At 66.8% G+C, this 26,100-nt stretch carries 27 protein-coding genes and 1 tRNA gene; 10 read left to right on the forward strand and 18 right to left on the reverse strand.

Annotation, left to right across the window (positions count from 1 at the left end; genetic code table 11):
- Nucleotides 1-4: 4 nt before the first annotated feature.
- From FHS00_RS02240 to FHS00_RS02250, 3 genes are all read right to left on the reverse strand, one after another.
- Nucleotides 5-1,474, reverse strand: coding sequence for a carboxypeptidase M32 (locus FHS00_RS02240; RefSeq protein ID WP_183469439.1), 1,470 nt, complete (start codon nucleotides 1,472-1,474; stop codon nucleotides 5-7).
- Nucleotides 1,471-2,628: a heme A synthase gene (ctaA, locus tag FHS00_RS02245; protein ID WP_183469441.1), complete on the reverse strand. Its 1,158-nt coding sequence runs from the start codon at nucleotides 2,626-2,628 to the stop codon at nucleotides 1,471-1,473. Before ctaA ends, FHS00_RS02240 begins: the two co-directional genes overlap by 4 nt.
- 99 nt (nucleotides 2,629-2,727) lie before the next feature.
- Nucleotides 2,728-3,471, reverse strand: coding sequence for an RNA methyltransferase (locus tag FHS00_RS02250; protein WP_183469443.1), 744 nt, complete (start codon nucleotides 3,469-3,471; stop codon nucleotides 2,728-2,730).
- Between the two features lie 74 nt (nucleotides 3,472-3,545).
- Between FHS00_RS02250 and FHS00_RS02255 the strand changes: the two genes are divergently transcribed.
- Entirely contained in the window at nucleotides 3,546-3,875 is a 330-nt protein-coding gene (locus FHS00_RS02255; RefSeq protein ID WP_183469445.1) for a TfoX/Sxy family protein, read from the forward strand.
- Between the two features lie 51 nt (nucleotides 3,876-3,926).
- Complete coding sequence (locus tag FHS00_RS02260) at nucleotides 3,927-4,556, forward strand: thiamine phosphate synthase (RefSeq protein ID WP_183469447.1); 630 nt, start codon at nucleotides 3,927-3,929, stop codon at nucleotides 4,554-4,556.
- Here FHS00_RS02260 and olsA read toward each other — a convergent pair.
- From olsA to FHS00_RS02275, 3 genes are all read right to left on the reverse strand, one after another.
- Entirely contained in the window at nucleotides 4,529-5,401 is an 873-nt protein-coding gene (gene olsA / locus FHS00_RS02265; protein ID WP_425486019.1) for a lyso-ornithine lipid O-acyltransferase, read from the reverse strand. The genes FHS00_RS02260 and olsA overlap by 28 nt on opposite strands.
- Nucleotides 5,398-6,132: a GNAT family N-acetyltransferase gene (locus FHS00_RS02270; protein ID WP_246390921.1), complete on the reverse strand. Its 735-nt coding sequence runs from the start codon at nucleotides 6,130-6,132 to the stop codon at nucleotides 5,398-5,400. The genes olsA and FHS00_RS02270 overlap by 4 nt, the downstream gene beginning before the upstream one ends.
- A gap of 182 nt (nucleotides 6,133-6,314) precedes the next feature.
- Nucleotides 6,315-6,500 carry a DUF3553 domain-containing protein gene (locus tag FHS00_RS02275; RefSeq protein WP_183469451.1) on the reverse strand — a complete coding sequence of 62 codons (186 nt, stop codon included), beginning with the start codon at nucleotides 6,498-6,500 and terminating at the stop codon, nucleotides 6,315-6,317.
- A 30-nt stretch (nucleotides 6,501-6,530) separates the two neighbouring features.
- Between FHS00_RS02275 and FHS00_RS02280 the strand changes: the two genes are divergently transcribed.
- Nucleotides 6,531-7,127 (forward strand): histidine phosphotransferase family protein, encoded by a 597-nt coding sequence (locus FHS00_RS02280; protein WP_183469453.1) that lies wholly within the window; start codon nucleotides 6,531-6,533, stop codon nucleotides 7,125-7,127.
- On the opposite strand, the gene FHS00_RS02285 is transcribed toward FHS00_RS02280, so the two are convergent.
- The 7 genes from FHS00_RS02285 to FHS00_RS02315 form a co-directional block, all read right to left on the reverse strand.
- Nucleotides 7,128-8,393 (reverse strand): glutamate-5-semialdehyde dehydrogenase, encoded by a 1,266-nt coding sequence (locus tag FHS00_RS02285; RefSeq protein WP_183469455.1) that lies wholly within the window; start codon nucleotides 8,391-8,393, stop codon nucleotides 7,128-7,130.
- Between the two features lie 49 nt (nucleotides 8,394-8,442).
- Nucleotides 8,443-9,549: a glutamate 5-kinase gene (gene proB, locus FHS00_RS02290; RefSeq protein WP_183469457.1), complete on the reverse strand. Its 1,107-nt coding sequence runs from the start codon at nucleotides 9,547-9,549 to the stop codon at nucleotides 8,443-8,445.
- Nucleotides 9,537-10,577, reverse strand: coding sequence for a GTPase ObgE (obgE, locus tag FHS00_RS02295; RefSeq protein WP_183469459.1), 1,041 nt, complete (start codon nucleotides 10,575-10,577; stop codon nucleotides 9,537-9,539). Before obgE ends, proB begins: the two co-directional genes overlap by 13 nt.
- A gap of 100 nt (nucleotides 10,578-10,677) precedes the next feature.
- The gene (locus FHS00_RS02300; protein ID WP_183469461.1) at nucleotides 10,678-11,196 is read right to left on the reverse strand and encodes a GNAT family N-acetyltransferase; all 519 of its coding nucleotides are present in this window, start codon (nucleotides 11,194-11,196) and stop codon (nucleotides 10,678-10,680) included.
- 11 nt (nucleotides 11,197-11,207) lie between these two features.
- The gene (locus FHS00_RS02305; protein WP_183469463.1) at nucleotides 11,208-11,756 is read right to left on the reverse strand and encodes a GNAT family N-acetyltransferase; all 549 of its coding nucleotides are present in this window, start codon (nucleotides 11,754-11,756) and stop codon (nucleotides 11,208-11,210) included.
- A gap of 150 nt (nucleotides 11,757-11,906) precedes the next feature.
- A complete protein-coding gene (rpmA, locus tag FHS00_RS02310; RefSeq protein WP_183469465.1) occupies nucleotides 11,907-12,176 on the reverse strand; it encodes a 50S ribosomal protein L27 in 270 nt (89 codons plus the stop codon).
- 12 nt (nucleotides 12,177-12,188) lie between these two features.
- Nucleotides 12,189-12,791, reverse strand: a complete 603-nt coding sequence (locus tag FHS00_RS02315; protein ID WP_183469467.1) for a 50S ribosomal protein L21 — start codon at nucleotides 12,789-12,791, stop codon at nucleotides 12,189-12,191.
- A 222-nt stretch (nucleotides 12,792-13,013) separates the two neighbouring features.
- On the opposite strand from FHS00_RS02315, the gene FHS00_RS02320 reads away from it, so the two are divergent.
- Together FHS00_RS02320 and FHS00_RS02325 are read left to right on the forward strand one after the other, a co-directional pair.
- Nucleotides 13,014-13,334, forward strand: a complete 321-nt coding sequence (locus FHS00_RS02320) for a hypothetical protein (RefSeq protein WP_246390923.1) — start codon at nucleotides 13,014-13,016, stop codon at nucleotides 13,332-13,334.
- An 87-nt stretch (nucleotides 13,335-13,421) separates the two neighbouring features.
- A tRNA-Ser gene (locus tag FHS00_RS02325) sits at nucleotides 13,422-13,511 on the forward strand.
- A 427-nt stretch (nucleotides 13,512-13,938) separates the two neighbouring features.
- On the opposite strand, the gene FHS00_RS02330 is transcribed toward FHS00_RS02325, so the two are convergent.
- On the reverse strand, nucleotides 13,939-16,143 hold the full coding sequence (locus tag FHS00_RS02330; protein ID WP_183469471.1) for a hypothetical protein: 2,205 nt from the start codon (nucleotides 16,141-16,143) through the stop codon (nucleotides 13,939-13,941).
- 438 nt (nucleotides 16,144-16,581) lie between these two features.
- Nucleotides 16,582-17,490, reverse strand: a complete 909-nt coding sequence (locus FHS00_RS02335; RefSeq protein ID WP_183469473.1) for a LysR substrate-binding domain-containing protein — start codon at nucleotides 17,488-17,490, stop codon at nucleotides 16,582-16,584.
- A 108-nt stretch (nucleotides 17,491-17,598) separates the two neighbouring features.
- On the opposite strand from FHS00_RS02335, the gene FHS00_RS02340 reads away from it, so the two are divergent.
- Nucleotides 17,599-18,681, forward strand: a complete 1,083-nt coding sequence (locus FHS00_RS02340; protein ID WP_183469475.1) for an NAD(P)/FAD-dependent oxidoreductase — start codon at nucleotides 17,599-17,601, stop codon at nucleotides 18,679-18,681.
- 23 nt (nucleotides 18,682-18,704) lie between these two features.
- Here the strand turns inward: FHS00_RS02340 and FHS00_RS02345 are convergent, their stop codons facing one another.
- Nucleotides 18,705-18,896 (reverse strand): hypothetical protein, encoded by a 192-nt coding sequence (locus FHS00_RS02345; protein WP_183469477.1) that lies wholly within the window; start codon nucleotides 18,894-18,896, stop codon nucleotides 18,705-18,707.
- Between the two features lie 340 nt (nucleotides 18,897-19,236).
- Between FHS00_RS02345 and FHS00_RS02350 the strand changes: the two genes are divergently transcribed.
- The 4 genes from FHS00_RS02350 to FHS00_RS02365 all read left to right on the forward strand — a co-directional run bounded on the left by FHS00_RS02350 (nucleotide 19,237) and on the right by FHS00_RS02365 (nucleotide 23,682).
- Nucleotides 19,237-20,055 (forward strand): alpha/beta fold hydrolase, encoded by an 819-nt coding sequence (locus tag FHS00_RS02350; RefSeq protein WP_183469479.1) that lies wholly within the window; start codon nucleotides 19,237-19,239, stop codon nucleotides 20,053-20,055.
- A gap of 211 nt (nucleotides 20,056-20,266) precedes the next feature.
- On the forward strand, nucleotides 20,267-21,688 hold the full coding sequence (locus FHS00_RS02355; protein WP_281372249.1) for a sensor histidine kinase: 1,422 nt from the start codon (nucleotides 20,267-20,269) through the stop codon (nucleotides 21,686-21,688).
- 7 nt (nucleotides 21,689-21,695) lie between these two features.
- On the forward strand, nucleotides 21,696-22,064 hold the full coding sequence (locus FHS00_RS02360) for a response regulator (RefSeq protein ID WP_183469483.1): 369 nt from the start codon (nucleotides 21,696-21,698) through the stop codon (nucleotides 22,062-22,064).
- Nucleotides 22,065-22,155: 91 nt separating this feature from the next.
- Nucleotides 22,156-23,682, forward strand: coding sequence for a GAF domain-containing protein (locus FHS00_RS02365; RefSeq protein ID WP_183469485.1), 1,527 nt, complete (start codon nucleotides 22,156-22,158; stop codon nucleotides 23,680-23,682).
- Between the two features lie 99 nt (nucleotides 23,683-23,781).
- On the opposite strand, the gene FHS00_RS02370 is transcribed toward FHS00_RS02365, so the two are convergent.
- Complete coding sequence (locus FHS00_RS02370) at nucleotides 23,782-25,176, reverse strand: ATP-binding protein (protein WP_183469487.1); 1,395 nt, start codon at nucleotides 25,174-25,176, stop codon at nucleotides 23,782-23,784.
- Complete coding sequence (locus FHS00_RS02375; RefSeq protein ID WP_183469489.1) at nucleotides 25,173-25,895, reverse strand: response regulator; 723 nt, start codon at nucleotides 25,893-25,895, stop codon at nucleotides 25,173-25,175. The genes FHS00_RS02370 and FHS00_RS02375 overlap by 4 nt, the downstream gene beginning before the upstream one ends.
- Between the last annotated feature and the right edge of the window lie 205 nt (nucleotides 25,896-26,100).

Consider the following 26,100-nt stretch of genomic DNA (forward strand, 5'->3'; position numbering starts at 1 on the left):
CGGCTCAGAGATCGTAGAGCGCCGCGAACTTAGCCTCGAGATAGTCGAGCAGCGGCGCCTCGGAGGGCTCGAAGCCGCAGGCCGCCCGGATCGTCTCGCGCGGATCCATCAGCGCGCCGTGCCGCTGCACCTTGTCACGCAGCCAGGCCGTGGCCCCCGACAGATCGCCCTGCGCCAGTTCGGCATCGAGGCCCGGGCGATCGGCCCGGAGCGCCGCATGCAGGCAGCCGGCATAGACGTTGCCGAGGCTGTAGGTCGGGAAATAGCCCATCAGCCCGACCGACCAGTGCACATCCTGCAGGCAGCCATTCGAAGGCTTGTCGACGGCAAAGCCGAAATCGGCAGCGAAGCGGTCGTTCCAAGCCGCCTCGAGATCGTCCACCGCGAGGTCGCCGGACATCAGCGCCCGCTCGAGGTCGTAGCGCATCATGACATGCAGGTTGTACTGCACCTCGTCGGCCTCGGTGCGGATATAGCCGTTCGAGACGCGGTTGACGGCGCGGGCGAAGGTCGCGGGATCGTCGATGCCGATATCGCCGAAGACATCGCGCATCCGGCCCAGCAGCCACTCCGCGAAGGCGGGCGAACGGGCGAGCTGGTTCTCGTAGATCCGGCTCTGGCTTTCATGCACGCCCATCGACACGCCCCGCCCGATCGGCGTCAGCAGGTAGTCGGGCTCGACATTCTGCTCGTAGCTGGCGTGGCCGACCTCGTGGATCGTCGAGTAGAGGCAGTTGAACGGATCGGCCGGGTCGGTGCGGGTGGTGACCCGCACGTCGTTGCCCGAGCCGGAGCAGAAGGGATGCACCGCCTTGTCGATCCGGCCGCGCGCGAAGTCGTAGCCGAAGACCCCGGCCAGCTCACGCGACAGGGCGAGCTGCGCCGCCTCGTCGAAGCTGCCCGAAAGCGGCGTGGGCTGCGGCCGGTCGAGGATCGCCGCGCGCAGCGCGACGAGGCGCGGGCGCAGCGCGCCGAACATCGCGTCGAGCTCGCTCGCCTTTGCGCCCGGCTCATAATCGTCGAGCAGCGCGTCGTAGACGTCGCCGCCCTGCGCCAGCGCCTGTCCCTCCTCCTGCCGCAGCGCCACCACGCGCTGCAGGGTCGGAAGGAAGGCCGCGACATCCTCGTCGGCGCGGGCCTGCGCCCAGATGCCCTGCGCGACGGAGGTGACGCGGGCGATCTCGGCGGCGAGCTTCGCGGGCACCTTGTTGGAACGCTCAAAGGCGCGGCGGATCTCGCGGAGATTGGCCGCGGCGACCTTGTCGGTGGCCTCCGCCGCCTCCAGCCATTCGCCGATGCGCGGATCGGTGCGGCGGGCATGCAGCACGCCCTCCATCGCCGCGCTCTCCTCGCCGCGCTGGGCGGCGGCGCCGCGCGGCATCACCGTCTCCTGGTCCCAGCCCAGCCGGCCGGCCACCTGCGCCAGCGCCTCGGTTTCGCGCGCATGCGCCATCAGATCGTCATAGGCGGTCATTTGCGGAGGCTCCTCACGGATTGCACGATCGGGTAGCGGGCAAGGAAGCGGGCGCGCAGGATCAGTACCCACAGCAGCACCGCACCGAGCTGGTGGGTGATCGCGGCGTGCAGCGGCGCGCTGTAGAGCGCGGTCACGATGCCGAGCACCATCTGCACCACCAGCATCGCCAACACGGCGTTGACGGCGAAACGGGTCTTGCCATGCGGCGAGCGGCTGCCCCGCAGCCAGACCACCACGCCGAGGATCAGCAGCAGGTAGCCCGCCATGCGGTGGATGAACTGCACCAGCCCAGGATCCTCGAAGAAGTTGCGCCAGACCGGCTCGAGCTGGAACGGGTCGGGCGGAAAGAAGCCGTCACCCATCAGCGGCCAGGTCGGAAAGGCCCGGCCGGCATCGATGCCCGCGACCAGCGCGCCGAGCAGGATCTGCACGAAGCCCAGATGCATCAGCCCGGTCATGCCGCCCCAGAGCTTGCGCTCGGCCGAGCGGCGGGCCTGCAGCAGGTCAACCTCGCGCCGGCCCAGCCGCAGGAAATACCAGGTGATCAGCCCGAGGATCGCGAAGGCGAGCCCCAGATGCGCCGCCAGCCGGTAGGAGGCGACGGTCACCATCCCCTCCTGCAGCCCGCTATGCACCATCCACCAGCCGACCGCGCCCTGCAGGCCGATCAGCGCGCCGATGCCGAAGAAGCGCAGGCCGTAGCCGGGCGGCACCCGCCGCGCCAGCGCGAAGCCCGCGAAGCCCAGCGCCCAGACCAGCCCGATGGTCCGGCCGAGCTGGCGATGCGCCCATTCCCACCAGAAGATGCGCTTGAAGGCGTCCATCTCCATGCCCTGGTTCATCAGCTCGTATTGCGGGCTGGCCTTGTAGTTGGCGAACTCCACCTCCCAAGCCTCGGCCGAGAGCGGCGGGATCGCGCCCGAGACCGGGTTCCACTCGGTGATCGACAGCCCGCTATCGGTGAGCCGGGTCATGCCGCCGACGAAGACGATGGCGACCACCAGCGCGAAGAGCAGGCCGAGCCAGATCCTCAGGCCGCGCCGCGCCTCGGCCCGGCCGCGGTCGATGCCGCCCGGTGTGGCGACCGACTTCTGCGTCGTGCCGACCTCCTCGAAGATCGAGCGGGGTCGCTTCTCCGCCTGTTTCGCCATGCATGCCTCCGGTCTGATCGGCGCGCAGCCTAGGATGCGCCCGCATGGGCGGCAACACCCCGCCCGGTCAACGGTTTGGAACGGATCGGACCTAGGTCCTCAGCCGCGCTCCTTCCAGCGGACCATCTGTCGCATCACCCCGTGCAGCGTCTGCACGTCCGAACGGGTGAGCGGCATCCGGCTCCACAGGTTGCGCAGCGTTTGTTTCATATGGGCGGCCTTGTGCTCGGGGAAGAAGAACCCCGCCTCGCCCAGCCGTTCCTCGTAATGCTCGGCCAGCTTCTCGACCTCGTGCGCCTGCGCCCATTCGGCGCCGGCCATCTCGATCCGCCGATCGGCGACCTGCGCGCTGGCGCGGCGCCATTCATAGGCCATCAGCAGCACGCATTGGCCGAGATTGAGCGAGGCGAATTCCGGGTTCACCGGCACCGAGACGATGGTGTTGGCGCGGGCGATGTCGTCGTTCTCCATGCCGGCGCGCTCGGGCCCGAACATCACCGCGACCTTCTGGCCCTGCGCGATCCGGTCGGCGGCGTCGCGCATCGCGGCCTCGGGCGTCATCACCTCCTTGGTGAGGCCGCGCGGCCGTGCCGTGGTGGCGTAGACATGGGTGCAGTCGGCGACCGCCTCGGCCGTGTCGGCCGCCAGCATCGCCTCGTCGAGCAGCCGCCCGGCACCGGAGGCCAGCGCCACGGCGCGCTCCTGCGGCCAGCCGTCGCGCGGCGCCACGACCCGCATCCGGTCGAGGCCGAAATTCCACATCGCGCGCGCGGCCGCGCCGATATTCTCGCCCATCTGCGGGCGGATCAGGACGAAGGCAGGCTGCGGCAAAGGCTCGGTCATGGCGGTCCCGGGGCTGGTCGGAAGGATGCGCGGCGGTGTAGCCTCGGGGGACGGCCAAGACAAGGAGAAGGCCCATGGCCTATGACGGGGGGCTGGCGGAGCTGCTGCGCGGGGATCTCGAGGACCGGCCCGGCATCGCCGAAAAGCGGATGTTCGGCGGGCTGGCCTTCATGCTGTCGGGCCACTTGGTCTGCGGCGTCACCGCGCAGGGCGCGATGTTCCGCGTCGGAAAGGCCCGCGAGGCCGAAGCTCGCGCCATCCCCGGCACCGGGCCGATGGAGTTCACTGGCAAGCCGATGGGCGGCATGGTGGCGGCGGATGACGAGGCGATGGCCGATGACGACCGGCGCGCCGCGCTGATGCGGCTCGCCCTCGCCCATGCGGAAAGCCTCGAGCCGAAGTAGCCAAGCCGCGCAAGGCCGGATATAGGGCGCCTCGAAGTGCAGGAGGCCCTCATGAGCGACCAAGACGACGCGCCGCAGATCTATCTCGTCACCCCCCCCGAATTCGAGCTGTCGAGCTTTCCCGACCGGCTCGCCGCCTGCCTCGACGCGACCGAGGTGGCCTGCGTGCGCCTTGGCCTCGCCAGCCGCGACGAGGATCGCATCTCCCGTGCCGCCGACGCGCTGCGCGAGGTCACCATCTCGCGCGACGTGGCGCTGGTGATCGACAGCCACCCCAGGCTCGTCACCCGGCTGGGTCTCGACGGCGTGCACCTCACCGATGGCGCCCGCTCGGTCCGCGCGATCCGCAAGGAGCTGGGCGAGGACGCGATCGTCGGCGCGTTCTGCGGCAGCTCGCGCCATGACGGCATGACCGCGGGCGAGCTGGGCGCGGATTACGTCTCCTTCGGCCCGGTCGGCTCGACCGATCTGGGCACCGCGCCGCAGGCCGAGGCCGAGCTGTTCGAGTGGTGGTCGATGATGATCGAGGTGCCGGTGGTGGCCGAGGGCGCGCTCGACCCCGACCTGGTGCGTCGGCTCGCGCCGCATGCCGATTTCTTCGGCATCGGCGAGGAGATCTGGCGCGAGGAGGACGCGGCCGACGCGCTGCGCCGCTATGCCTCGGCGATGACCGCCGGCTGAGCATCGAGCGCGCCCGCCTCGGCGAGGCCGGCGCGCACCCGCTCCTCCAGCCGCCGGGCCAGCGCCTTGCGGTCGGGATGGTCGGCGACGCGCAGCGGCGCGTGGTAGACCAGCGCGATCTCTCCCTGCCGCCGGGCGGCGAGGATGCGCAGCAGATGCGGGCCGAACTCCATGTCGCCCCACCAGCCATAAAAGCGCGGCCACGCGCCATCCGGGTCGCGATAGACCACGCTCACCGGCTGGATCTCCAGTTCGGGCTGGTCCGGCGACAGGAACGCCGCGAAGAGCGTCGGCTTGAAGGGCAGCACCCGGCGCCCGTCGGTCGAGGTCCCCTCGGGAAAGAACAGCAGCCGGTGGCCATGCGCCAGCCGCTCGCGCAGCAGCCCGACCTGTGCCATCGCTTCGCGCCGGTCGCGCCGGATGAAGACGGTGCCGGTGGCGCGCGCCAGCCAGCCGATTCCGGCCCATCCGGCAACCTCGGCCTTGGCCACGAAGTACACCGAGGCGCGGGCATTCAGTGCGAAGATGTCGAGCCACGAGGCATGGTTGGCGACCATCGCGCCCTGCCCGCGCATCGGCGCGCCGCTGACCCGGAGCCGCAGCCCCAAAATCGCCAACCCGACGCGACAGGCGACGCGGGTGATGCGCGACGTGACCGGGCGCTCCATCCCCCAGATCGCGGCCTCGGCCGGGCGCAGCGCCAGCGACACCATGAGCGCGACCAGCATGGCCAGCGCCAGCAGCGGTCCGCGCCAGGCCACGCGCAGCCAGCCGCGCGGGTCGGGCCCAGCCCAGGGGGCGGGATCGGCGCCGTGCCAGGTCGGGCGTCCGGGGGCGCTGCTCAACTCCGCCCCCCGTAGCGGGCGCGCTGATCGGCATGGGTGCCGGCGACGTCGAGGATCATGCAGACATCCGTGGTGTTGAAGTCGCGATCGGCGAAGACGCCCTGCCCGATCCGCCCGCCGAGCCGCAGATAGGCCTTGATCAGCGGCGGGATGGCCCGCATCGCCGCGGCGCGGTCGATCTGGGGCAGCTCCGGCAGCCGGGCATGCTCGGGCTGGCGGCTGGTTACGCGCAGCGCCTCGGGCGCAAGGTGGTCCCGCCCCAGAAGCGCCAGCGGCATGGCGTGCAGCGCCGGATCGGCGCCACGGAAGGAAGCGGTGCCGAACAGGATCTCGACCCCGCGCGCCTCGACATGCTCGGCCAGCCCCTGCCAGAGGCGGAACATGGCGGTGCCGCCCCGGTAGTCGCGGTGCAGGCAGGAGCGCCCCAGCTCGAGCAGCCGCCGCCCGGAGGCCCGCAGCGGCGCGAGGTCGAACTCGTCCTCGGTATAGAACTGGCCGATCTTCGCCGCGCCGTCATCGTCGAGCAGCCGGTAGAGCCCGACCACGCGCGCGCCCTCGGGGCGGGCCTCGTCGATGAGCAGCAACTGCTCGGTCACGGCGTCGAAGCGGTCGCGTTCGCGGCCCGCTTCGTGATCGACCATCGGGCCGTCGCCGCCCAGCTCGCGCACGAAGACGTCGTAACGCAGCCGCTCGGCCTCGATCCTGTCGGTCTCGTCCCGGGCGAGCCGCATGGTCAGGGAGGGAGAACAGGAGATCATCGGCGGCGGGTCGGGCTCGGCACGGGCGCCATGCGGGCGGTCTCCGGAACTGGATGCGGCAGCCGGGTTCTAGGGGGCGCGGCGGAGAATGGCAACCAAAGCCATCCCAACGCATAAGTTGACAGCCGTCAACTCATCACTACTCTGGGTTGCAATTAGCCCATTGCCGAGACGAGGATGAGCGTGACCTTGGCCCCGTCGAGCACCACCTTGCCCTCCTCGCGGAAATTGACGGTGATGCGCCCGTTGATGTTCGACTGCACCTGCCCCTCGCCCCATTCGGGGCGATCGGGATGGCGCACGATCATGCCGGGCGTGATGATGGAATTCATGTCGGCCATCTCGGCCTCCTCAATCTGCTGGAACGGATGATGACCGACGAGCCGGATCTAGACGCGCTGATCGCCTCGCGCCTGTGCCACGACCTCATCAGCCCGCTGAGCGCGATCGGCAATGGCGTGGAGCTTCTGGAAATGACCGCGCCGCCGGGGCCGGAGCTGTCGCTGATCTCCGAGAGCGTCGAGGCCGCAATTGCCCGGGTCAGGTTCTTTCGCCTCGCCTTTGGCGCGGCGTCGTCCGCGCAGGCGGTCGGCCGATCCGAGATCGTGGCGCTGCTCGACGGGCTGTCGCGCGGCAGCCGGCTGCGCATCGAGTGGGAGGTCGCGGGCAGCATGCGCCGCGACCTGCTGAAGCTTGTGCTGCTGCTGCTGTGCTGCGCCGAGACGGCGTTGCCGCATGGCGGCCGGATCACCGTGTCGGGGCGCCCGGACGCCGCGCTGCGGCTGCGGGGCCATGGTCCGCGGCTCAGGATCGACGCGACCGCCTGGGAGCGGCTGCGCGAGGCCGAGATCGACCCCGCCGCGCAGCCCAGCGAGGCGCAGTTCGCCGTGGCCGCCAAGATGCTGCGCGCCCAGGCCCGCCCGGTCACGATCGACACGGGCGAGCATGGGATCGAGATCGCGCTGTGATCAGCTGCGCACCGCGCCGTCGCCGACGACGAGATACTTGAAGCTGGTCAGTTGCTCGGCCCCGACCGGGCCACGGGCGTGCATCTTGCCGGTGGCGATGCCGATCTCGGCGCCCATCCCGAACTCGCCGCCATCGGCGAACTGGGTCGAGGCGTTGTGCACCAGGATCGCGCTGTCGACCCGCTCGAAGAAGCGCTCGGCGGTGGCCTTGTTCTCGGTCAGGATGCCGTCAGTATGGTTCGAGCTGTAGGCGCGGATATGCTCGATCGCGCCATCGACATCGCGCACGGTCTTGGCTGCGATATCCATGTCGAGATATTCCCGGCCCCAATCGTCGTCGGTCGCGGCCACCGCGCCCTCGACGTCCTGGAACTCGGGCGCGGCGTGGACCGTGACGCCGGCCTTGGCCAGCGCCGCGACGATTTCGCGCCCCAGCCCGTCCTTGAGGTCTTCGTGCACCAGCAGGCATTCGGCGGCACCGCAGATGCCGGTGCGACGGGTCTTGGCGTTGAGAACGACCTCCATCGCCTTCTTCGGATCGGCATCCTTGTCGACATAGATATGCACGATGCCCTCGAGATGGGCAAAGACCGGCACGCGCGCCTCGCGCTGCACCAGACCGACGAGCCCCTTGCCACCGCGCGGCACGATCACGTCGATGTAGTCGGTGGCCTTGAGCATCTCGGACACGGCGGCGCGGTCGCGGGTCGGCACCAGTTGGATCGCGTCGACCGGCAGGCCCGCCTTCTCGAGGCCGGCCTTGAGGCATTCGGTCAGGATGGTCGAGGAGTTGAGACCCTCCGAACCGCCGCGCAGGATCACCGCATTGCCTGATTTCAGGCAGAGCGCGCCGGCATCGGCGGTGACGTTGGGACGGCTTTCATAGATCACGCCGACCACGCCGAGCGGCGTGCGCACCCGGCGGATGTTGAGCCCCGAGGGCATGTCCCATTCGGTCATCACCGCACCGACCGGGTCGTCCTGACCGGCGATGGCGCGCAGCCCGTCGACGATCGACCGGATCCGGTCGTCGTCGAGCTTGAGACGGTCCATCATCGCCGGGCTGATGCCCTTCTCGGTCGCGAATTCCTGGTCCTTGGCGTTTGCGGCCTTGATCTCCTCGGCACGGGCCAGCACCTGCTCGGCTGCGGCCTCGAGCGCGGCCTTCTTGGCCTCGGGCTTGGCGAAGGCCAGCTCGGCGGCGGCGGCACGGGCGCGCGCGCCGATGTCCTTCATCAGGGCGGGGATGTCGGTCTGGTCGGTCATGCGGGGCTCCTTCCGGAAGCGGGTTTCGGTTGCGAGGTGCAGGCCGGGCTCAGACGACCATGTCGTCGCGATGCACCAGCGAGGCGCGGCCCTTGTAGCCCAGCACCTTCTCGATCTCGTCGCTCTGGTGACCGCGCAGCTTGCGGGTCTCCTCGGCGGTATAGCGGGTCAGGCCGAAGCCCACCCGGATGCCGTCCGGGCCGGTGATCGCCACCGGATCGCCGCGGCCGAAGCGGCCCGACACGCCGGTCACACCGGCAGGCAGCAGCGAGTTGCCGTCGGCCAGCGCCTTGGCGGCACCGGCATCGATGCGGATCTCGCCCTTGGGCTTCATCGCCGAGATCCAGTTCTTGCGCGCCGAATGCGGGTCGGTCTGCGCCTTGAACCAGGTGGCGTTGCAGCCGTTCAGGAGCTGTTTCAACGGGTTCAAAGGCGAACCTAGAGTGATCGCCATGTCGCAGCCCGCCTCGGAGGCGACCTTGGCAGCGAGCAGCTTGGTGATCATGCCGCCCTTCGACAGGCCGGAAACGCCCAGCCCGGCCATGGCCTGAATCTCGGGGGTGATCTCCTCCACCTCCTCGAAGCGCTTGGCGTTCGGGTCGACATGCGGGTTGCCGTTATAGAAGCCGTCGACATCCGACAGCAGGATCAGCTGGTCGGCGCCGACGGTCACCGCGACCTGCGCCGCGAGACGGTCGTTGTCGCCGTAGCGGATCTCGTCGGTGGCGATGGTGTCGTTCTCGTTCACGATCGGGATCGCCCCGAGCGACAGCAGCGTGTCGAGCGTCGCGCGGCTATTGAGATAGCGGCGGCGGTTCGTGGAGTCATCAAGAGTGACAAGGACTTGCGCGGTGATCTTGCCATATGGCGTGAACACGTCCTCATAGGCACGCGCCAAGCGGATCGAACCGACGGCGGCCGCGGCCTGGCTCTGCTCGACCGGCAGCTCGCCCTCGGGCAGGTGCAGAACCCGACGTCCCAGCGCGATCGAGCCGGACGACACGAGCGTGACCTCGGTGCCATTGTCGCGCAGCATCGCCACGTCCTCGGCCAGGCTGCGCAGCCAATCGGATTTAAGCTGCCCGGTCTCCCGGTCCACCAGCAAGGCGGAGCCGATCTTTACGACCAGCCGCTTGGCGTCCGTCAGGGTTGCCATGTCTTGTCTTCCTCTTCCGGTATCTGCTTCTGACGCAGGCGATCCGCGTCGATGCGCGCGCGCAGCGCCCGCAACACCTCGGTCACGCCCTCGCCGGTGGCGCCGGACATCAACATCACCTCGCCGCCGGTCTCGGCAGCGAGTTCATCGGCCAGGAAGGCCCGTTCTTCGCTGTCCAGCGCGTCGATCTTGTTGAGCACCGTCACCCTCGGCTTTTCTGCCAAACCCCCGCCATAGGCTTCGAGTTCACCGATGATGGTACGATAATCGACCATCGGGTCGCCCGAGGTGCCATCGACGAGGTGCAGCAGCACGGCGCAGCGCTCGACATGACCAAGAAACAGGTCGCCGAGACCGCGGCCCTCGGAGGCCCCCTCGATCAGGCCGGGAATGTCGGCGACGACGAATTCGACGTTGTCGACGCCGACCACCCCGAGATTGGGGGCCAGCGTGGTGAAGGGATAATCCGCGATCTTGGGCCGGGCGTTCGAGGTCGCCGCCAGGAAGGTCGACTTGCCGGCATTGGGCAGGCCCAGCAGCCCGGCATCGGCGATCAGCTTCAGGCGCAGCCAGATCTGGCGCTCCACCCCGGGCTGGCCGGGATTGGCCCGCCGAGGGCTCTGGTTGGTCGCCGATTTGAAATGCAGGTTGCCCCAGCCGCCATTGCCGCCACGGGCAAGCACCACGCGCTGACCGACCTCGGTCAGGTCGGCGATCACCGTCTCCTCGTCCTCGTCGATGATCTCGGTGCCCACCGGCACCCTGAGGATGATGTCGTCGCCATCGGCGCCGGTCTTCTGGCTGCCCTGCCCGGCGCGACCGTTCTGGGCGAAGAAATGCTGTTGGTAGCGGAAGTCGATCAGGGTGTTGAGCCCGTCGACCGCCTCGGCGATCACGTCGCCGCCATTGCCGCCATCGCCACCATTGGGGCCGCCATATTCGATGAATTTCTCGCGGCGAAACGAGACACAGCCATTGCCGCCCGAGCCTGAACGGATGGTGACCTTTGCGAGATCGAGAAATTTCATGGGTCGGCGCCTCTTGCGGATAGGCGCTTGAGGTAGCCGATCATGCCGCCCTTCTCAAGGGCGCGTGCGGACGGCCCCTATCGGGGACCGCCCGCCTGTGTCAGGCGGCGGCGCGGCGCTCTTGCGCGACCAGCGCCTCCCAGCGGGCGCGGGTCAGCCGCGTCCGCTGCCCCGGCACGTCGTGGCCGAGCACCATCGAGGGCAACATCTGCGGGCCCACCCGCTCGAAGCCCAGCTTGGCCAGCACCCGGCCGGACCCCGCATTGTCGTCGTAATACCCCGCCTCGACCGCCTCGGCAGCGGTGGTGGCGAAATGCATCTCGAGCAGCGCGCGCCCGGCCTCGGTCGCATAGCCCCGGCCCCAACGGTCGCGCGCGAACCAGTAGCCCAGCGTCGGATCGATCGCGATCACCCCGGCAAAGCCCTCGGCGTCGAGCACGGAGTAGGCCGGTATGCGACCAGCCTCGACCTCGCCCGCGAACCACTCGGCATCGGCGCGGCCATAGGGATAGGGCACGCGGCTGAGCCAGCGCGCGATCTCGATATCCTGCAACGTGGCATGGATTGCCACAACATCTTCCATGCGCACCGGCCTGAGCCGGAGGCGTTCAGTCTTCATTTCTTGGGTCATCAGCCGATCTTCAATGCGTAGGTCCAGGTCGGCGCGGTGCCGCCACGCGCCACGGAATAGGCCTCGGCATCGCCGAGATACTCAAAACCGCAATTCGTGAGCACGCGGGCCGAAACGGCGTTGTCCTGAAACACCTCGGCGAAGAGCTGCGCCGCGCCATGCGGGTTGGCGGCAATCAGGGCCCGCAGCGCCTCGGAGGCGAAACCGGTGTTCCAGAAGGCGGGCGCGACCCAGTAATGCACCTCGGACTGGCCGCGATCCATGCGGGTCAGCGTGACCAGGCCCAACACCTCGGCCAGCTGGTTCCCCGAGCCGTCGATGGCCCAGACATCCTCGGTGCGGTCGGGACGCTGCGCCCGCTCGATCAGCTGGGTGACGGTGCCGGGCGGCAAGGGGTGCGGAATACGGCGGGTGCCGCGCGCCACGCGCGGATCGGCGGCGTAATGCGCGATCAGCCCCTCGTCCGAGCGGCGCAAGGGCCGCAGCACGAAACGCTCTGCCTCGATCACGGGCTGGCCGTCGCTCACCTTGATGTCGTTGCTCTTCATGGGTCGCCTCCTCCGCTACCCTGCTGCTCGGGTCCCGGTTCTGTGCCGAGACTCATGCCGCCATGCTGGGCGACACTTGTGTTCATAATGCGAACGGGGGACCGGCTTATCACCGATCCCCCGCTCTTGGTCAACGGATCGAGATCCGGCTTACTCCGCGGCCTCGGCCACCGGCAGCACCGAAATGAAGGTGCGCCCCTTGAGACCCTTGTGGAAGGTCACGCGGCCCTCGGCCGTGGCGAAGATGGTGTGGTCGCGGCCCATGCCGACGCCGGCGCCCGGCCACATCTTGGTGCCCCGCTGGCGCATGATGATGTTGCCCGGGATCACGGCTTCGCCGCCGAACTTCTTGACGCCGAGGCGGCGTCCGGCGCTGTCGCGCCCGTTGCGGGAGGAGCCGCCTGCTTTCTTGTGTGCCATGTGTCTCTCTCCTTAGGCCTTGAGGTCCTGGGACTGGGCGACCCAGCCCTCTTTCTCGATCTTGCCCTTCAGGCCCAGCTCTTCGTCGTAGCGGGCGATGTCCGCCTCCGACCAGCCAGCGATCTGGGCGAAGCTGGTGATGCCGGCGGCATTCAGCTTCTTCTCGAGCGCCGGGCCGACACCCGACAGCTTCTTGAGGTCGTCGCCACCGGTGGCGGCGGCCTTCGGCGCCTTGGCGGCCGGAGCGGCCTCGGCGGTGCGCGGCGCGGAGCCGGCGCCGATCGCGGCTTTCACGCCCGACTTGTCGGCGCCTTCGGCCAGCAGCTCGGTCACGCGGATCAGCGTCAGCTGCTGACGATGGCCCTTGGTGCGCTTGGACGAGTGCTTACGACGGCGGCGCACGAAGTGGATGACCTTGTCACCCTTGATCTGGTCGATCACTTCGGCCTGCACCGCGGCACCCGAGACGAAGGGCGCGCCGATGCTGTCGCCGATCATCAGAATGTCGTTGAACTGGACGGTGTCACCCGCCTCTGCAGCCAGCTTTTCGACCCGGAGCACATCGCCCGAGGCCACTTTGTATTGCTTGCCGCCGGTCTTGAGAACCGCAAACATGTGTCGTTCCTTCGTATGCCGCGTCGCTCAGGTCCCCCTGCGGGGCGTTGAGGGCCCGGTGGCCCACCTTTGGACAGCGCGCCCATCGGGCGTTCGTTGATATCGGCGGCGCATCCCTTGCGGATAGCCGCGCATCCCGTGACAAGGGGCTTGCCGGGATGCGGGCTTATCGGCGAGGCACGGGGGCAAGTCAACCCCCGCGAAAGGCCCGTCATGCGCGCAATGTTCTCCCTCCCCCTGCTCGTCCTGCTTGCGGCCTGCGCGCCGGGCGCCCTGCCCGGGTTGCGCCCGACGCTGCTGCCGGCCACCGCGCAGGACAACGCCCGGCGCGGCGCGGTCGAGCTGGCGGTCAAGGGCAATTTCGGCGCCGTGCTGAACGACATCGAGGCCGGCGGCGGCCCGGCGCTCGAACGCGCCTTCGACGCGGCGGCGGTGCCCCTTTCCGACCGTCCGGCCCGGCGGCTGCAACTCGGCGGAGACCTCGGCCTATACGAGACCAATCCCGGCGCGCTGGTGACCTCGCTGCTGCTCTGGGGCGGCTGACGTCGGGGCGCGCCAAGGCCGCGCGGAAAAATCGTTCGAGGGGCCTTGCGCCCCCCCGCGGCAGTGGCTAAACGCCCCTCAGACCGCGGAGAGGTGCCGGAGTGGTCGAACGGGGCGGTCTCGAAAACCGTTGAGCCTGCAAGGGTTCCCAGGGTTCGAATCCCTGTCTCTCCGCCAGTCTCACCCTATCTGTGCTGATGTCTTAAGATATCCAGCAAGATAGGTGAGGCGGCTGGATTTCAGTTTGTTCGCCGTTCGTTTTGCACGCCCTCCTCCTGTGCAGCGCGGTGCGTAGGGATGTCGTCAGGAATGATCGCCTACATGTTTTCCGGCATTCAAGCTCAATAGAGCGCAAGCCACTTTCAGACAATGAGAGTACCTTTCGCCTCGTAGCGCCGCTGACACGGCACTGCTAGCCAGTTCGAACGTGAGCGGACATGCCCCCGTTTCGCCGGACACCCGGGAGGCTGTGCTCTGGGCTGCGATGCATTCATGTGGGCGCATCTTCAAACCTGAGGGCGTGCGACTGTCACCCCCGGCCTGCCTGGCGCGCCGATATGGGGGGAGGTGACGGCAGGATCAGTGGTCTGACAGGGACCTAGTCCTACTCTAAAGTTTCGACGAAGGACGCAGCGATGCCATTTCTCTGCGGGCCCTTCGCATTCGAGGACGCAAGGAGATAACGCGCTGTGCAATCCCCGGAAGTGGCCGGAAAGAAAGCCATATCAAGCCCTTTTATGGCTTGTATCACGTGCTCCACGCGGTCGCCCATGCACTCTATCCGAGACAAGGTGAGGCCTTTGAACTGACGCGGCAACAACGCCCAAGCCCCCTCCACTCCCGGAGGGACATGTTTCGTGAATTCAAGGTTGCCCGCCTCAAAAGTGATGCTCGAAAATTTCGACATGTTTCGGCCGTCGAGCCATTGCAGCATTTGATCCGCTGATATCAGGGGCACTCCGCGGTCGAGTGCAATCTCGGCCAGGACTTGGTCGTAGTCATCGGTGTAGTCGAAATGCGTGGCAAAGGCTCCAAAATATTGGTTCGGCCCCAATGCGCCATCGAGAAGCTGTGAGACCCCTTCGTGATGCGGAACCAAATTTTCATTGACGAGATGCGTCGCAACCTGCGCGACGTCGAGAGCATTCCCGTCAAGATCGGCATAAGGCATGGGGAAACCGGAACCGTTCATGAAAATCTGGCGCCCTTGGATCCAGTCCGGCGGCCAGAGGTAGTAATTGAGATCAAGCCGTATTCCGGATTTCCGCTCTTCGCGCGGAACGTCGACCCAGCCCTGCCAGACGATGCAGTGGAGGCGATGGGTCCGTTGGGGTGGTAATTCCGGATAGGAGCTTCGAAAGCTCTGGAACTCGGTTGATATGCGTTTGAGGAACGCGGCCGGCTTCGATCGCTCTGCGCATCCGGTGTCGACGTGAACGCCCAGCTCGAAACCTTTCTCGACAAACTCGAGGGCGGTCTGCCGGTGAAACTTCGTGGGAAGCGTGAGGTAGGAGGAGGCACGAAGGCATTCCCATCGATCGACCCGGCACCCTGGCGCGCTCAACTCGTCCAGTCGAAACATCATGTCTCGGGTGCCATCCACAGTGGCATGGTCGTCTCCCGTCATGATGAGAGCGGCACGCAGCTTTCGCGGAAGGTACCAGAAGCGGGGCAACGGGATCGGGGCACGCTCGATGATCAAGTTGACCAAGAGCCGCTGTAGCTCATCCGCCATCGGAACCTCCGCATAGCGGAGAGGCAAGAAGTCGGGGTAGAATAGATCGTTCGCGCGGACAGGTTTCGAGCCATCCCTGTCCTCGTTGATCCACGCGGGGTTGCCTTGACGGCTCAGGACGATTGAGCGGGAAAGATCAAAAGCGAAATCAGCGACATGCCCGCGCCCATGTGGGACCACCGACAAGGCGCTCAGAGGCAGGGTCGTACCGTCAAGACGAGCCAGATGCGCCAGTACGTCCGAATTTTTCGGGCTATTGCTCGGTACGCTGTCAATCGGACCATGCACCTGAAGCGGCTCGGCGTTGAAGCCGCGACTGATCTCAGTGTCGGGCGAAGGCAGCATCATCGCTGCCGTCAAGCTCTTCTCTCCTGCGCGCGCCAGCCCCCACTCCTGACGAAGCTCGGCACCCGGACGCATCAGGACCAATAGCCCACCCTTCTGGACCCAGCCCTGCAATGCCATCCAGGTAGTGGACGGAACATGCGTCGTATCGAGGATTACGACAGATCTGCGGGACAGGTCATCGGAGCCAAAATCGTCGGCAACCACATGTGCCGATGCGTTCAGCCCTTCGGCTTTCAGGATCTCTGCGTAATAGCGGCTGAAAGGCCGATCAGCGCCTTCGATGACGAGAATGGGTGCCTCTGCGGATCCTGCCCTGCTCCGCTTGCTCATGGTTCTGAACTGGGAGCAGCTCCCTCTCCGCTCAGATCGCCAAGAGTTCAAAAATCCTGCTTCGCTCTTCCAGCAAAACTCGTAGCTCTCGTCCCAGCCTAGCGGCTCGACCGGTCTAGCGATGATGATCCTGTCGCTCTCGTCTTGCCGTATATCGAGATCAACCAGGTCTCCGTCGTGGGCCTGCAACTTGAGAATGACATCGTCCGGGACACGTTTCGGAAATCTGACGATCAGTTCTCGTCCCGGATGAACATCTCGACTGTCCGGATCAGGAAGCAATAGGATCGGATCGCTTGCTGTTTGGCGCATGAGGTAAAAGCCGGACAGCGCAATTCCCATTACACACGCTGCGATCACCAGAATGCGGCTACGAGACACGTTCCATCCCATCATGCATCGAACCTGACAACAAACTACCTGGGTTCAAAAAATAGACCTCGCCTCCTCATGGAGAGCCACTCGCTTTTGTGGCGCTCTGAGTATGGAATACACTCCAATTGGGACCGTTCCCATGCTTGTCCCACTGGTCAGTGAACCCTCCTGATGGAAGAAGGGAAAACGACCCGGTCGGGCTCGCCCATGAAAACGTTGCGCGGGAATCAACCTCGGGTCGAGGCTATCATAGGGTGTAGTCCAGCTACGCAATGGCTAGGATCTACAGCGCAACTCGATACGCCCCCCCTTACTTGGCTCGTTCTTCCGGCCCTGATACGACGGTAGCAGGATGAACTAGCCACGTATTGCGGCCGGGATCGGAAAGAAACTCGAGCGGCATTCTGTCTCTCCACCCAAGCGCGACTCCGTGAACCGCGAGAGTGCCTCAGTCTCGATCTAGCTGGAGGCGGCGTCCGCCGAACGACTCTCGAAGCTCTTCCACAGCGCAGTCGCGACCGGACCGATGACGGGACGAGGCTGACGAAAGGCGAAGATCCCGGCCTCGAAGGCGAGATGCGTGTGCGGGAGAGCGATCTCCCGCAGTTCGCCCTTAGCCAACTCTCCGGCGATCATGTGCTCCGGCAGGCGACCCCAGCCCAGCCCGGCAAGCAGCAGCGCCTTCTTGGTGTGCAGGTCGCCGACATACCAGCGACGTTGGCCCTTCTGGACACCGAGTTCGCGGTCGAACAGGCCACTGGCCGGGCCGCTGTCGCGGGCGATCACCTGGGTGAAGCGGCGCAGGTCCGACAGCCGCTCAGGTCCGTCCATCGCGTCGATCAGCGTGGGGGCTGCGACGTTGCGCATGACGATCCGATCGACAGCGATGTAATCGAGACCTTCCTCCTCCAGCATCACCGGCAGCATCGGCGCGATGGCGAGCGCGGCCTCGCCCGACTTCACCGCGCCGACCGCGCCCGACAGCACCTCCGCGCGCAGCACCATTCGCGTCTCGGGGAAAACGGCCTGAAGCTCCGCCAGCACCGGTATCAGGAGCGCGGAATCGGTGCTGGCATCGACGGCGATGGTGATCGTCTCCTCTTGGCCCTTTTCGAAATGGCGCACGAGTTGCGACAGATCATCGGCCTCCGCCAGCACCCGAAGCGATTGGAGATAGACCTGCCGCCCGACCGCGGTCAGCTCGAGCCGGTAGCCGGAGCGGTCGAACAGCTCCGTCCCGGTCTGAAATTCCAGAGCCTTCAACGCCTGGCTCACCGCCGGCTGCGTGCGGTTGAGCCGCTCGGAGGCCGCCTTGACCGAGCCGGTCTCGACAACGGCGCGCAGAACCTTCAGCTGATCGAGTTTCACCTCGGCCTCCTATAAATCGTTTCTTATATGGATCGGTAGAAAGTATAAATATCAATAAAGTCGGGCCGCCCCTATCTCGGTCGCAACACCAGAGAAAGGCACCTTTCCATGACCCAGCACATCGCGATCGTCGGCGGCGGCTATATCGGCGCCGAGCTTGCCAAATCCCTTGACGCCAAGGCCGAGGTGACGCTGATCGAACCGCGCAGCCACTTCGTCCATGCCCCGGCGATGATCCGCGGCGTGGTCGATCCCGCGCTGCTCGACCGGGCGCTCATTCCCTATGACAGCCTGCTGAAGCACGGCCGAGTCGTCCAGGCGCGCGCCATGTCGGTGAACGGCTCTGGCGTGACGCTGGAGGACGGACGGCACATCGCTGCGACCCAGGTGGTCGTCGCTACCGGCTCCGGCAACGCCGCGCCCTTCAAGCCCAAGGGTGACGACATCGCCGCCTTTCGGGCCGAGAACGCCCGCATTCATGCGTTATTGAAAGCCGCGAAGAGCGTCGCCATCGTCGGTGCCGGGGCTGTCGGCACCGAGCTTGCCGGGGAGATCGCCCATGCGATGCCTGGCAAACGGATCACCCTGATCTCGGATCAGCCGCGGCTGTTTCCTGACAAGCCGGCGGCCCTCGGCGCTGGCTTGGCCAAAAAACTCCAACGGGCCAGCGTGCAGCTGATCCTCGGACAACGGGCCCAGAACCTCGAAAGCCTGTCGGAGCCCTATGCCGGCAGCCTGCGGCTGGCGGACGGGTCGGAGCATGAGTTCGATCTCATCTTCCCCGTGCTCGGGTCGCGCGCCAACTCGGATCTCCTGCAGGCCTTGCCGGGTGCGCAAACCAGCTCGGCTGGCCGCATCAAGGTCGACCCCTGGCTGCGGCCCGCCTCCTTTCCGAACGTCTTCGCTGCGGGCGACGTTGCCGATGCCGGCGACGCGATGACCATCGTGGCCACCAGCCGTCAGCTGCCCTGGCTACGAAGGACCTTGCTGGGCCTCGGCAAGGGCAAGTCGCTCGAGGAGATGAAGCCTTATGCGCCGTGGGGCGAAAAGTCCCCGCTCCTCGTGCCGCTCGGCCCGAGACGGGGCAGCTCCTTTCTCGGCATCATGACCGTGGGTGACCTGCTGACGCGGAAGATGAAGGGGGAGGATCTTTTCGTGAAGAAATACAGAACCCTGCTCGGGCAACCATAGGACTTGGGCATGGTCGCCCGCGTTCAACCTGAATTCCCCGCCAGCGCGCGTTTACCCCTGTAGGCTTCCAACCGCGCGTTGGCGTTGGTGTCGATCACCAGAATGACCGCCACCATGGCGATGGTCGTGATCAGGCTCGCCCGCCACAGAGGCGACTCGAAGCAGGGGATCGCCGGCGCGCAAACAGCGGTAGTCAGGGGGATGATCCTGAACACGGCGATCCGGTATTCGTTCGACGCCCTGTCGGCACGTGCGATTTCGTCTGCGACGAAGCCGGCGGCATGGTGGCACAGGCCGCCGGGAAGCGCGTCAGCCGGGCTTGCCTCTTCGTCCGCAAGGCCGGCCTTGCTTGGAGCTGCTCGGGGGCGCGGCTAGTTCGTCGAACCAGCTCAGCTTATTGACGGGCACGGCCAGCCCCCACCTTCTAAGAGGCTGGCCAGTGCCCCGGGATAGCCCGACTTGCCTCATACTCTCCAAGGCCCCATGAAAGCTTCGCTGGAGTTGCATACCGGGCAAGCACGTCGTCGAATGGCCGGAGGGCAATTCGAGACGCATATGCTGGATCTTCCGAACACGTCGATCATCGAAGGCAACGCGGTCAGATGGGGGAGCTGCGGCGACGGTCCGCCGCTGATCGCCATCCACGGCACGCCGTTCTCCTCGCAGGTCTGGCGCAGGATCGCGCCGCAACTCGCCGATCGCAGGACAATCTACTACTTCGATCTCGTCGGCTACGGACAGTCCGAGATGCGCGATGGTCAGGACGTATCTTTGGCGGTGCAGAACCGGGTCCTCGCAGCTCTGTTCAAGGAGTGGGAGATCGCGCGACCGGATGTCCTCGCGCATGACTTCGGAGGGGCCACCGCCCTGCGGGCCTATTATCTCGACGGTCTGCGCTACGCCTCGCTGACGATCTTCGATGCCGTGGCGCTGGCGCCCTGGGGGTCGCCATTCGTCCAGCATGTCAGGCAACACGAGGCCGCGTTTTCGGGGATGCCCGCCTACATGCATCATGCGCTTCTCGCCGCCTATCTGCAGACGGCGGCCCACGCCCCGCTCTCCGAAGAGGCCATCGAGATCTACAGCGCCCCTTGGCGCGGGCCGGTCGGCCAGCCCGCCTTCTACCGGCAGATCGCCCAGATGGATCAGCGTCATACCGACGAGGTGCAGGGCCTCTATGGCAGGATGGATTGCCCCGTCACTGTGCTCTGGGGGCAGGAGGATGGCTGGCTTCCCCATGCGCAGGGGGATGCCCTGGCGACGCTGATTTCGGACCGCGCCTGTGTCCCCATCGAAGGTGCGGGGCACCTCGTTCAGGAGGATCGGCCGGAAGCGATCGTTGCGGCGGTTCTGAAGCAGATAGGGGCTGGCTGACGGCAGATGCGAGCCGGGCGGCCTGCGCCGTCACCCTGCCCCGTCGGATGTCCGGCGGACCGGTGGCCTAGCCGGTGAAACGGTTTGGCCATGCATCACCCCCTTCGCGGCAGGGGTCGCACGGTAATGCTTTATTAAGGGCGGCAACACGCTATGTAGGGCGGTGCTGCCAGGTTCGGGGCCAGCCCGAACGGCGTACTGAAAGGTCACCATGCTCGACGCTCCTAGCTTGTCCGGCAGGTCCATCCTGCACGCGATCCCGGTGCCTGCGATCATCATGTCGACCAATCTTGAGATCATCGACGTCAATGCGGCGTTCGAGTCCGCCGTGGCGCGCCAGCGTGCCACATTGCTCGACCGCCCGCTGTTCGACGAGTTCCCGCCGCGCCCCGAAACCCCCAACCTCGAAGCGACGATCCGGGCATCGGTCGCGCGTGCGGTCGACACCCGGCAGACCGACGCGCTGGAGCCGGGACGGCACGACATCGTCATGTCGGATGGCGGCTTCGAGACCCGCTACTGGCGGCTCTCGCATTCCCCGGTGATCGAGGGGGGCGAGGTCACCTGCGTTCTGCAGCTGGTCGAGGACGTCACCGCCGAGGTGACGCGGCAGCTGCTTCTCGACGCGCGCGAGCGCACCGCCGAGGAAGGCGCCGCGCTGGCGTTCTGGGACCTGAACCTCGTGACCGGCAAGCTCGTCCGCTCGGGCGGCGTCGATTCCATGCACGGCTTTGCCCCCGGCGAGGTCGGAGAGGACATCGAGCCGTTCATCGAACGGGTCCATCCCGAGGATCGCGACCGGGTGCGGATGGAAGTGTTCTCCGCCGCCGAGCAGGGTCCGGGCCCGACCAATCTCGAGCACCGGCTGCTCCTGCCCGACGGCACGATCCGCTGGATCTCGGCGCGCGGCGAGATCCTGCCTGGCCCGGTGAATGGCGAGCCGCATCTGGTCGGCATGGTCGTCGACATCACCGAGTTTCGACAGAACGAGGAACGGCTGAAGACGGCGCTCGCCAACCAGAAGATCCTGCTCGACGAGGTCAATCACCGGGTCAAGAACTCGCTCCAGATGGTGGCGAGCCTGCTCAGCCTGGAAAGCGGCCGGGCCTCGCCCGAGACCCGCGAAAGGCTGATGTCCGCAAGCATCCGGGTCAACGCGATCGCCACCATTCATGCCAGCCTCTACCTCGATGGCGATGTGACCAGCGTGGCCGTCGACCAGCAACTGCGCGACCTGTGCGATCACGTCGCGGCCTCTTCGGGCTGCGACGTTCGCGGCATCACGATCGATCTCGACCTCGCGCCGATCCGACTGTGCCCGAACCAGGCGATCAGCCTGTCGATCATCGTGAACGAGCTGATCACCAACGCCCTCAAGCACGCCTTCCCCGGGCGAGCCGAAGGGAAGGTGCAGGTGCGCCTGACGCGCGACGGGAGCGCGGATGAACTCGTGCTGACGGTCACCGATGACGGCACCGGTCCGTCCGAGGCCGCAGGTGAACAGGCCGGGCGAAGCTCCGGCCTGGGCCAGCGGCTGATCCATATGTCGGCCCGCCAGATCGGCGGCCGGATCGAACAGTCAAGATCGCCGGAAGGGTGGCGCACCACCCTCCGTTTCCCGGTTCCGGGCTGAGCCCGGTATGCGCATCCTCATCGTCGAAGACGAGGTCTTCATCGCCCTCGACCTCGAAATGCAGATCCTGGACATGGGCTACGAGGTGGTGGGGATCGCCGCGACGAAGGAAACGGCGATCGAGATCGCCTGCGCGCAGGTCCCGGACCTCGCCCTCGTGGACCTGCATCTGGCGGGCCCCTCGAGCGGGGCGGAAGCGGCGGCCTTCCTGCGGGCCGAACTGGGCGTTCCGTCGATCATCGTCAGCGGCAGCCTGCACGAGTTGACGGAGCTGGACATCGCCTCCATCGCGCCGGTCTCCCTGCTGGGCAAGCCATTCAGCCCGGTGAAGCTGCAGGCCGCGATACGCGACGCAGACACCGGCCGCCATCGGTGACGATGCCGGACAAACCACTTCCGATGCCAAGCGTCTCGACTTGGCCGCAATACGAGGATAGCTCTGTTTTCATGGGTATTGGAGGGGCGCGGTGAAGCACTTGGAGTCCCTCTTCGATCGCGCGCTCGATGCCGTGGTCGGAATGGACGAAGCAGGTATGGTCGTCGCTTGGAACGGTGCGGCGGAGGAGATGTTCGGCTGGTCCCGCGCGGACGCGATGGGATCTTCGATGGGCGACCTGATCGTGCCGCCCCAGCATCGCGAAGGCCATGCGCGCGGACTGGAACGCTACAACCGCACAGGTGAAGGGCCGGTTCTCGAACAGCGGGTCCGGATCACCGCCCTGCATCGTGACGGCGCCGAGTTTCCCATCGAACTGTCGATCTTCCCCATGCCCGGCGATGGCGGCGGACGGATCTTCTACGCTTTCATCCGCAGCATGGCCGCCGAAGAATCCGCGCGCCGCGCGCAGGAGTTGCGGGCCCGCGAGGGAGAGGCGCTGCTCGCCGTCGCGCAGAAGCTTCTGGACGACGTCTCGCTCGACGAGTTCACGCAGTTCTGCCTCGACAACGTCTGCGCCGTGTCCGGGATGGAGGCGGGGCATTTCCACGTCGTGCGCGGGCGTGGCCCCCATGCGTGCCTGCACCCCACCGGCATCTGGCACTTGGCGGACCCACGTTTCCAGCCGGTGGTCGAGGCCACGAGCGTGGTGCGGTTCGGCCTCGGAGAGGGCCTGCCGGGACGTGCCTGGCAGTCGGGTCAGCTGCAGTCGCTCGACGACCTCGCATCGTCCTGCCAGTTCGTCCGCCGCAGCGTGTTCGAGGAGGTCGGGTTGTCTCGCGCGGTCGCCCTGCCCGTCCGGCAAGGCGGGCAGATCCACGGCGTGCTCGAGTTCTTCGGGACCTCCAAGGCCCGTCTCGATCCGGAGATCCTCCGGATGCTCGAGACCATCGGAAGCCAGATCGGCGTCGCGATCCGGCGCAAGGAGAACGCGGAGCACCGCGAGACGTTGCGCCGCGAGATGAGCCACCGGGTGGGCAACAGCCTCTCGGTGCTGGCCTCGATCTATCGCAGCTGCTCGCGCGAGGCCCGGACCAAGGAAGAGCTGGACGAGGCATTCCTTGGGCGCCTCGTGGCGGTGGGTCAGGCCAATCGCCTGGCCGTCGAGGACGCCAGCGAGAGCGTGGCATTTCCGGCGCTGATCGAGGAGGCGATCAGCATCCTCCCCGAGCGGAACAGGATCACCATCGAGGCGCCAGACATGACGGTCGACCGGGACAGCGTCATGCCGCTGGCGCTGATCCTGAACGAACTCGCCACCAACGCGCTCAAGCATGGCAGCTCCTGCGAGGACAGCCGTCTTGTCGTCGCGGCCCGCTTCGGCGAGGGGCGCGACGAACTGGTCCTGGAATGGCACGAGCATCGCGCCGTCCCGTTGACCGTCCCGCCGCCGACGCCCGAGCGTGTCGGGTTCGGCACGAAACTCATGCAGCACATGGTCGAAGGCCGGTTGGGCGGCAGCTTCGAGCGGCGCCTCGACGAAACCGGCTTCTGCGTGGTGATGAAGCTGCCACGCGAGCGCATCGAGGCGCTGCCTGATACCGACCTGATGGCCTGAACCCAGAAGCGGCGCCTGCTGGGACGGCGGCCTGCCGCAGGCGTGGGAGCACGCTCGGGGGCATTCTTGATCCGATGAAAGCCTACAGGCTCGGCCGGATCACACATCCTCCGTGGTCGGCATGGTCAGGTGGACCCGCAACCCGCCATTCTTGCGATTGGCGAAGCGCAGCTCTCCGCCGTGGTCTTCCACGATCGCCTGCGCGATGGCGAGGCCGAGGCCATGGCCGCCCCCTTCGCGATCGGACCCGCTGACGCCCCCCTTCTTGAACGGCAGCAGCAGTCGCGGCAGGTCCCCTTCGGGGATGCCCGGTCCGCAATCCTCGATGATCACCTCCGCCAACCGGCCATTCCGGGCCACGACGACCTGGGCGGAGTGCCCGTATTTCACGGCGTTCTCGATGAGGTTAAGAATGGCGCGCTTCATCGCCACGCGCTTGCACCTGACGATGAGGCCGGTTTTGCAGTCGTAATCCACCGGTGCGCCGCAATCCGCGAGATCGTCGCAGATCGTGCTGACCAGCGCGCCCAAATCCACCTTCGAGCGGTGCTCCCCCTCATGCGAGGCATGCGCATAGGCCAGGAAGCCGCCGATCGAGGTGTTCATGTCGTCGATCGTGCCGAGGATCCTGGTCTGGTCTTCGCTCGCGGGCATCGCTTCGACGCGAAGCCGGATCTGGGTCAGCGGCGTGCGCAGATCGTGCGATATCGCCGCCAGCATTCCGGTCCGGCTCTGGATCAGCTGACGAAGCCGCGCCTGCATTCGGTTGAAAGCACGGGCCGCCTGCGACACCTCCTGCGGCCCCGAGACCGGCAAGGGCGAGCTGGATAGGTCCTGGCCCAGCGCCTCGGCGGCCTGGGCAAATCGCGCGAGCGGCCGCGTGACCCGCCCCACGAGCCAGAAGGCGACGAGGGCAATTCCGATCACTGCGGAAATTAGGTTGGCCATGAGCAGCCCCGGCGACAGCGGCACCGGGGTGCTGAAGGTCCCGAGGAAGTTGATCCATTCCTCCGGCCCGTGCCGAATGGAAACGAGGAGGCCGGGGCCATCCTGCGGCAGATCGATCGCCGCCGCCGGCGAGCCGAGGCGGTTGGTGGGATCGAACTCCGGCGGGCTGATCGCGTCCGAGACCCGCTCCAGCATGCGCACCTGCATCTCGTTGTCCGCGATCCGGGGCACCTGTGTGCGCAGATAGGCAAGCACGCCGCTCTCCTCCTCGGACATCTCTGCCTGAACCGGAGGCGAGGCAGTGCTGGTCCAGACCCGGAAAGCACGGCTATCGGAGAGCTGTACGACCTCGCCGCGCCAGGAGGGCGGAAGGTCGCGCAGCAGCCGGCTGATGCCGGCGGCCCGCTCGGCGAGATCGACGGCCTCGGTCAGCTCCAGCGCACCCTGCCGGTCGACGTGATAGAAGGCGTAGCCGACCAGATGCGACAACACGAAGCTGGCCACGATGATGGCTGTGGTCTGCGCGCGCATGCTGCGCCAGTTCATGAAAGCACGTCCGGTGTGAACAGGTAGCCGTCGCCCCAGATCGTCTTGATGATCCGGGGTGATTTCGGATCGTCACCCAGCTTCTTGCGCAGCCGGCTGACCTGAATGTCGATGCTCCGATCCGAGATGATGGCCGACCGGCCGCGCGTGGCGTCGAGCAGCTTCTCGCGCGACAGCGTAACCTGCGGCCAGGTCAGGAGGGCCAGGAGCAGCTCGTATTCCGCGCCGCTCAGCAGCACGATCACATCGTCATCCGAGATGAGCTCCCGCTTCGCGGTATCCAGCCGCCAGCCTTCGAAGCGGATGAAGCGGTCGGGACGCGGGCTGTCGCTCGGGCCGGCCGGAGAGGTGCGCCGCATCACGGCCTTGATGCGCGCGAGGAGTTCGCGGCCATGAAACGGCTTGGGCAGGTAATCGTCGGCGCCCATCTCGAGGCCCAGAACCCGGTCGAAATCGTCGCCCTTCGCGGTGAGCATGATGATCGGGGTGAGGTCGCCCTCCCCGCGCAGCGCCCGGCAGAAACTGAGCCCATCCTCCCCCGGCAGCATCAGGTCGAGTACGATGAGGGAGACCGTGCGATCCGCCAGCCGCGTCCTGGCCTGGGCGGTATCCGGCGCCTCGCTGACCCGGTAGCCCTCACGGGACAGCACCTGCCCCACGAGCTGACGGATCTCGGCGTCGTCGTCCACGACGAGGATGTTTGAAGCGGCGGTGGTCATGAGTCGCGTGCCTGGGAAGAGGGATTCTCCTTCATGCCCATTAGCAGATCTCCGGCGCCGCCCTCGTTCAATTCCACGAACTCGGCGGCGGGAAACGCTGCCGACACATCTTGTCACAATTCGCCACGATGAGGCGGAAGTTCCCGACGTCGGCTGTCCTATTCAAGTCCAGACCGCTTCGGGAACGAGAGGCAGACACATGCAG

This window comes from Limimaricola variabilis (assembly GCF_014195545.1).
Classification (GTDB): domain Bacteria; phylum Pseudomonadota; class Alphaproteobacteria; order Rhodobacterales; family Rhodobacteraceae; genus Limimaricola; species Limimaricola variabilis.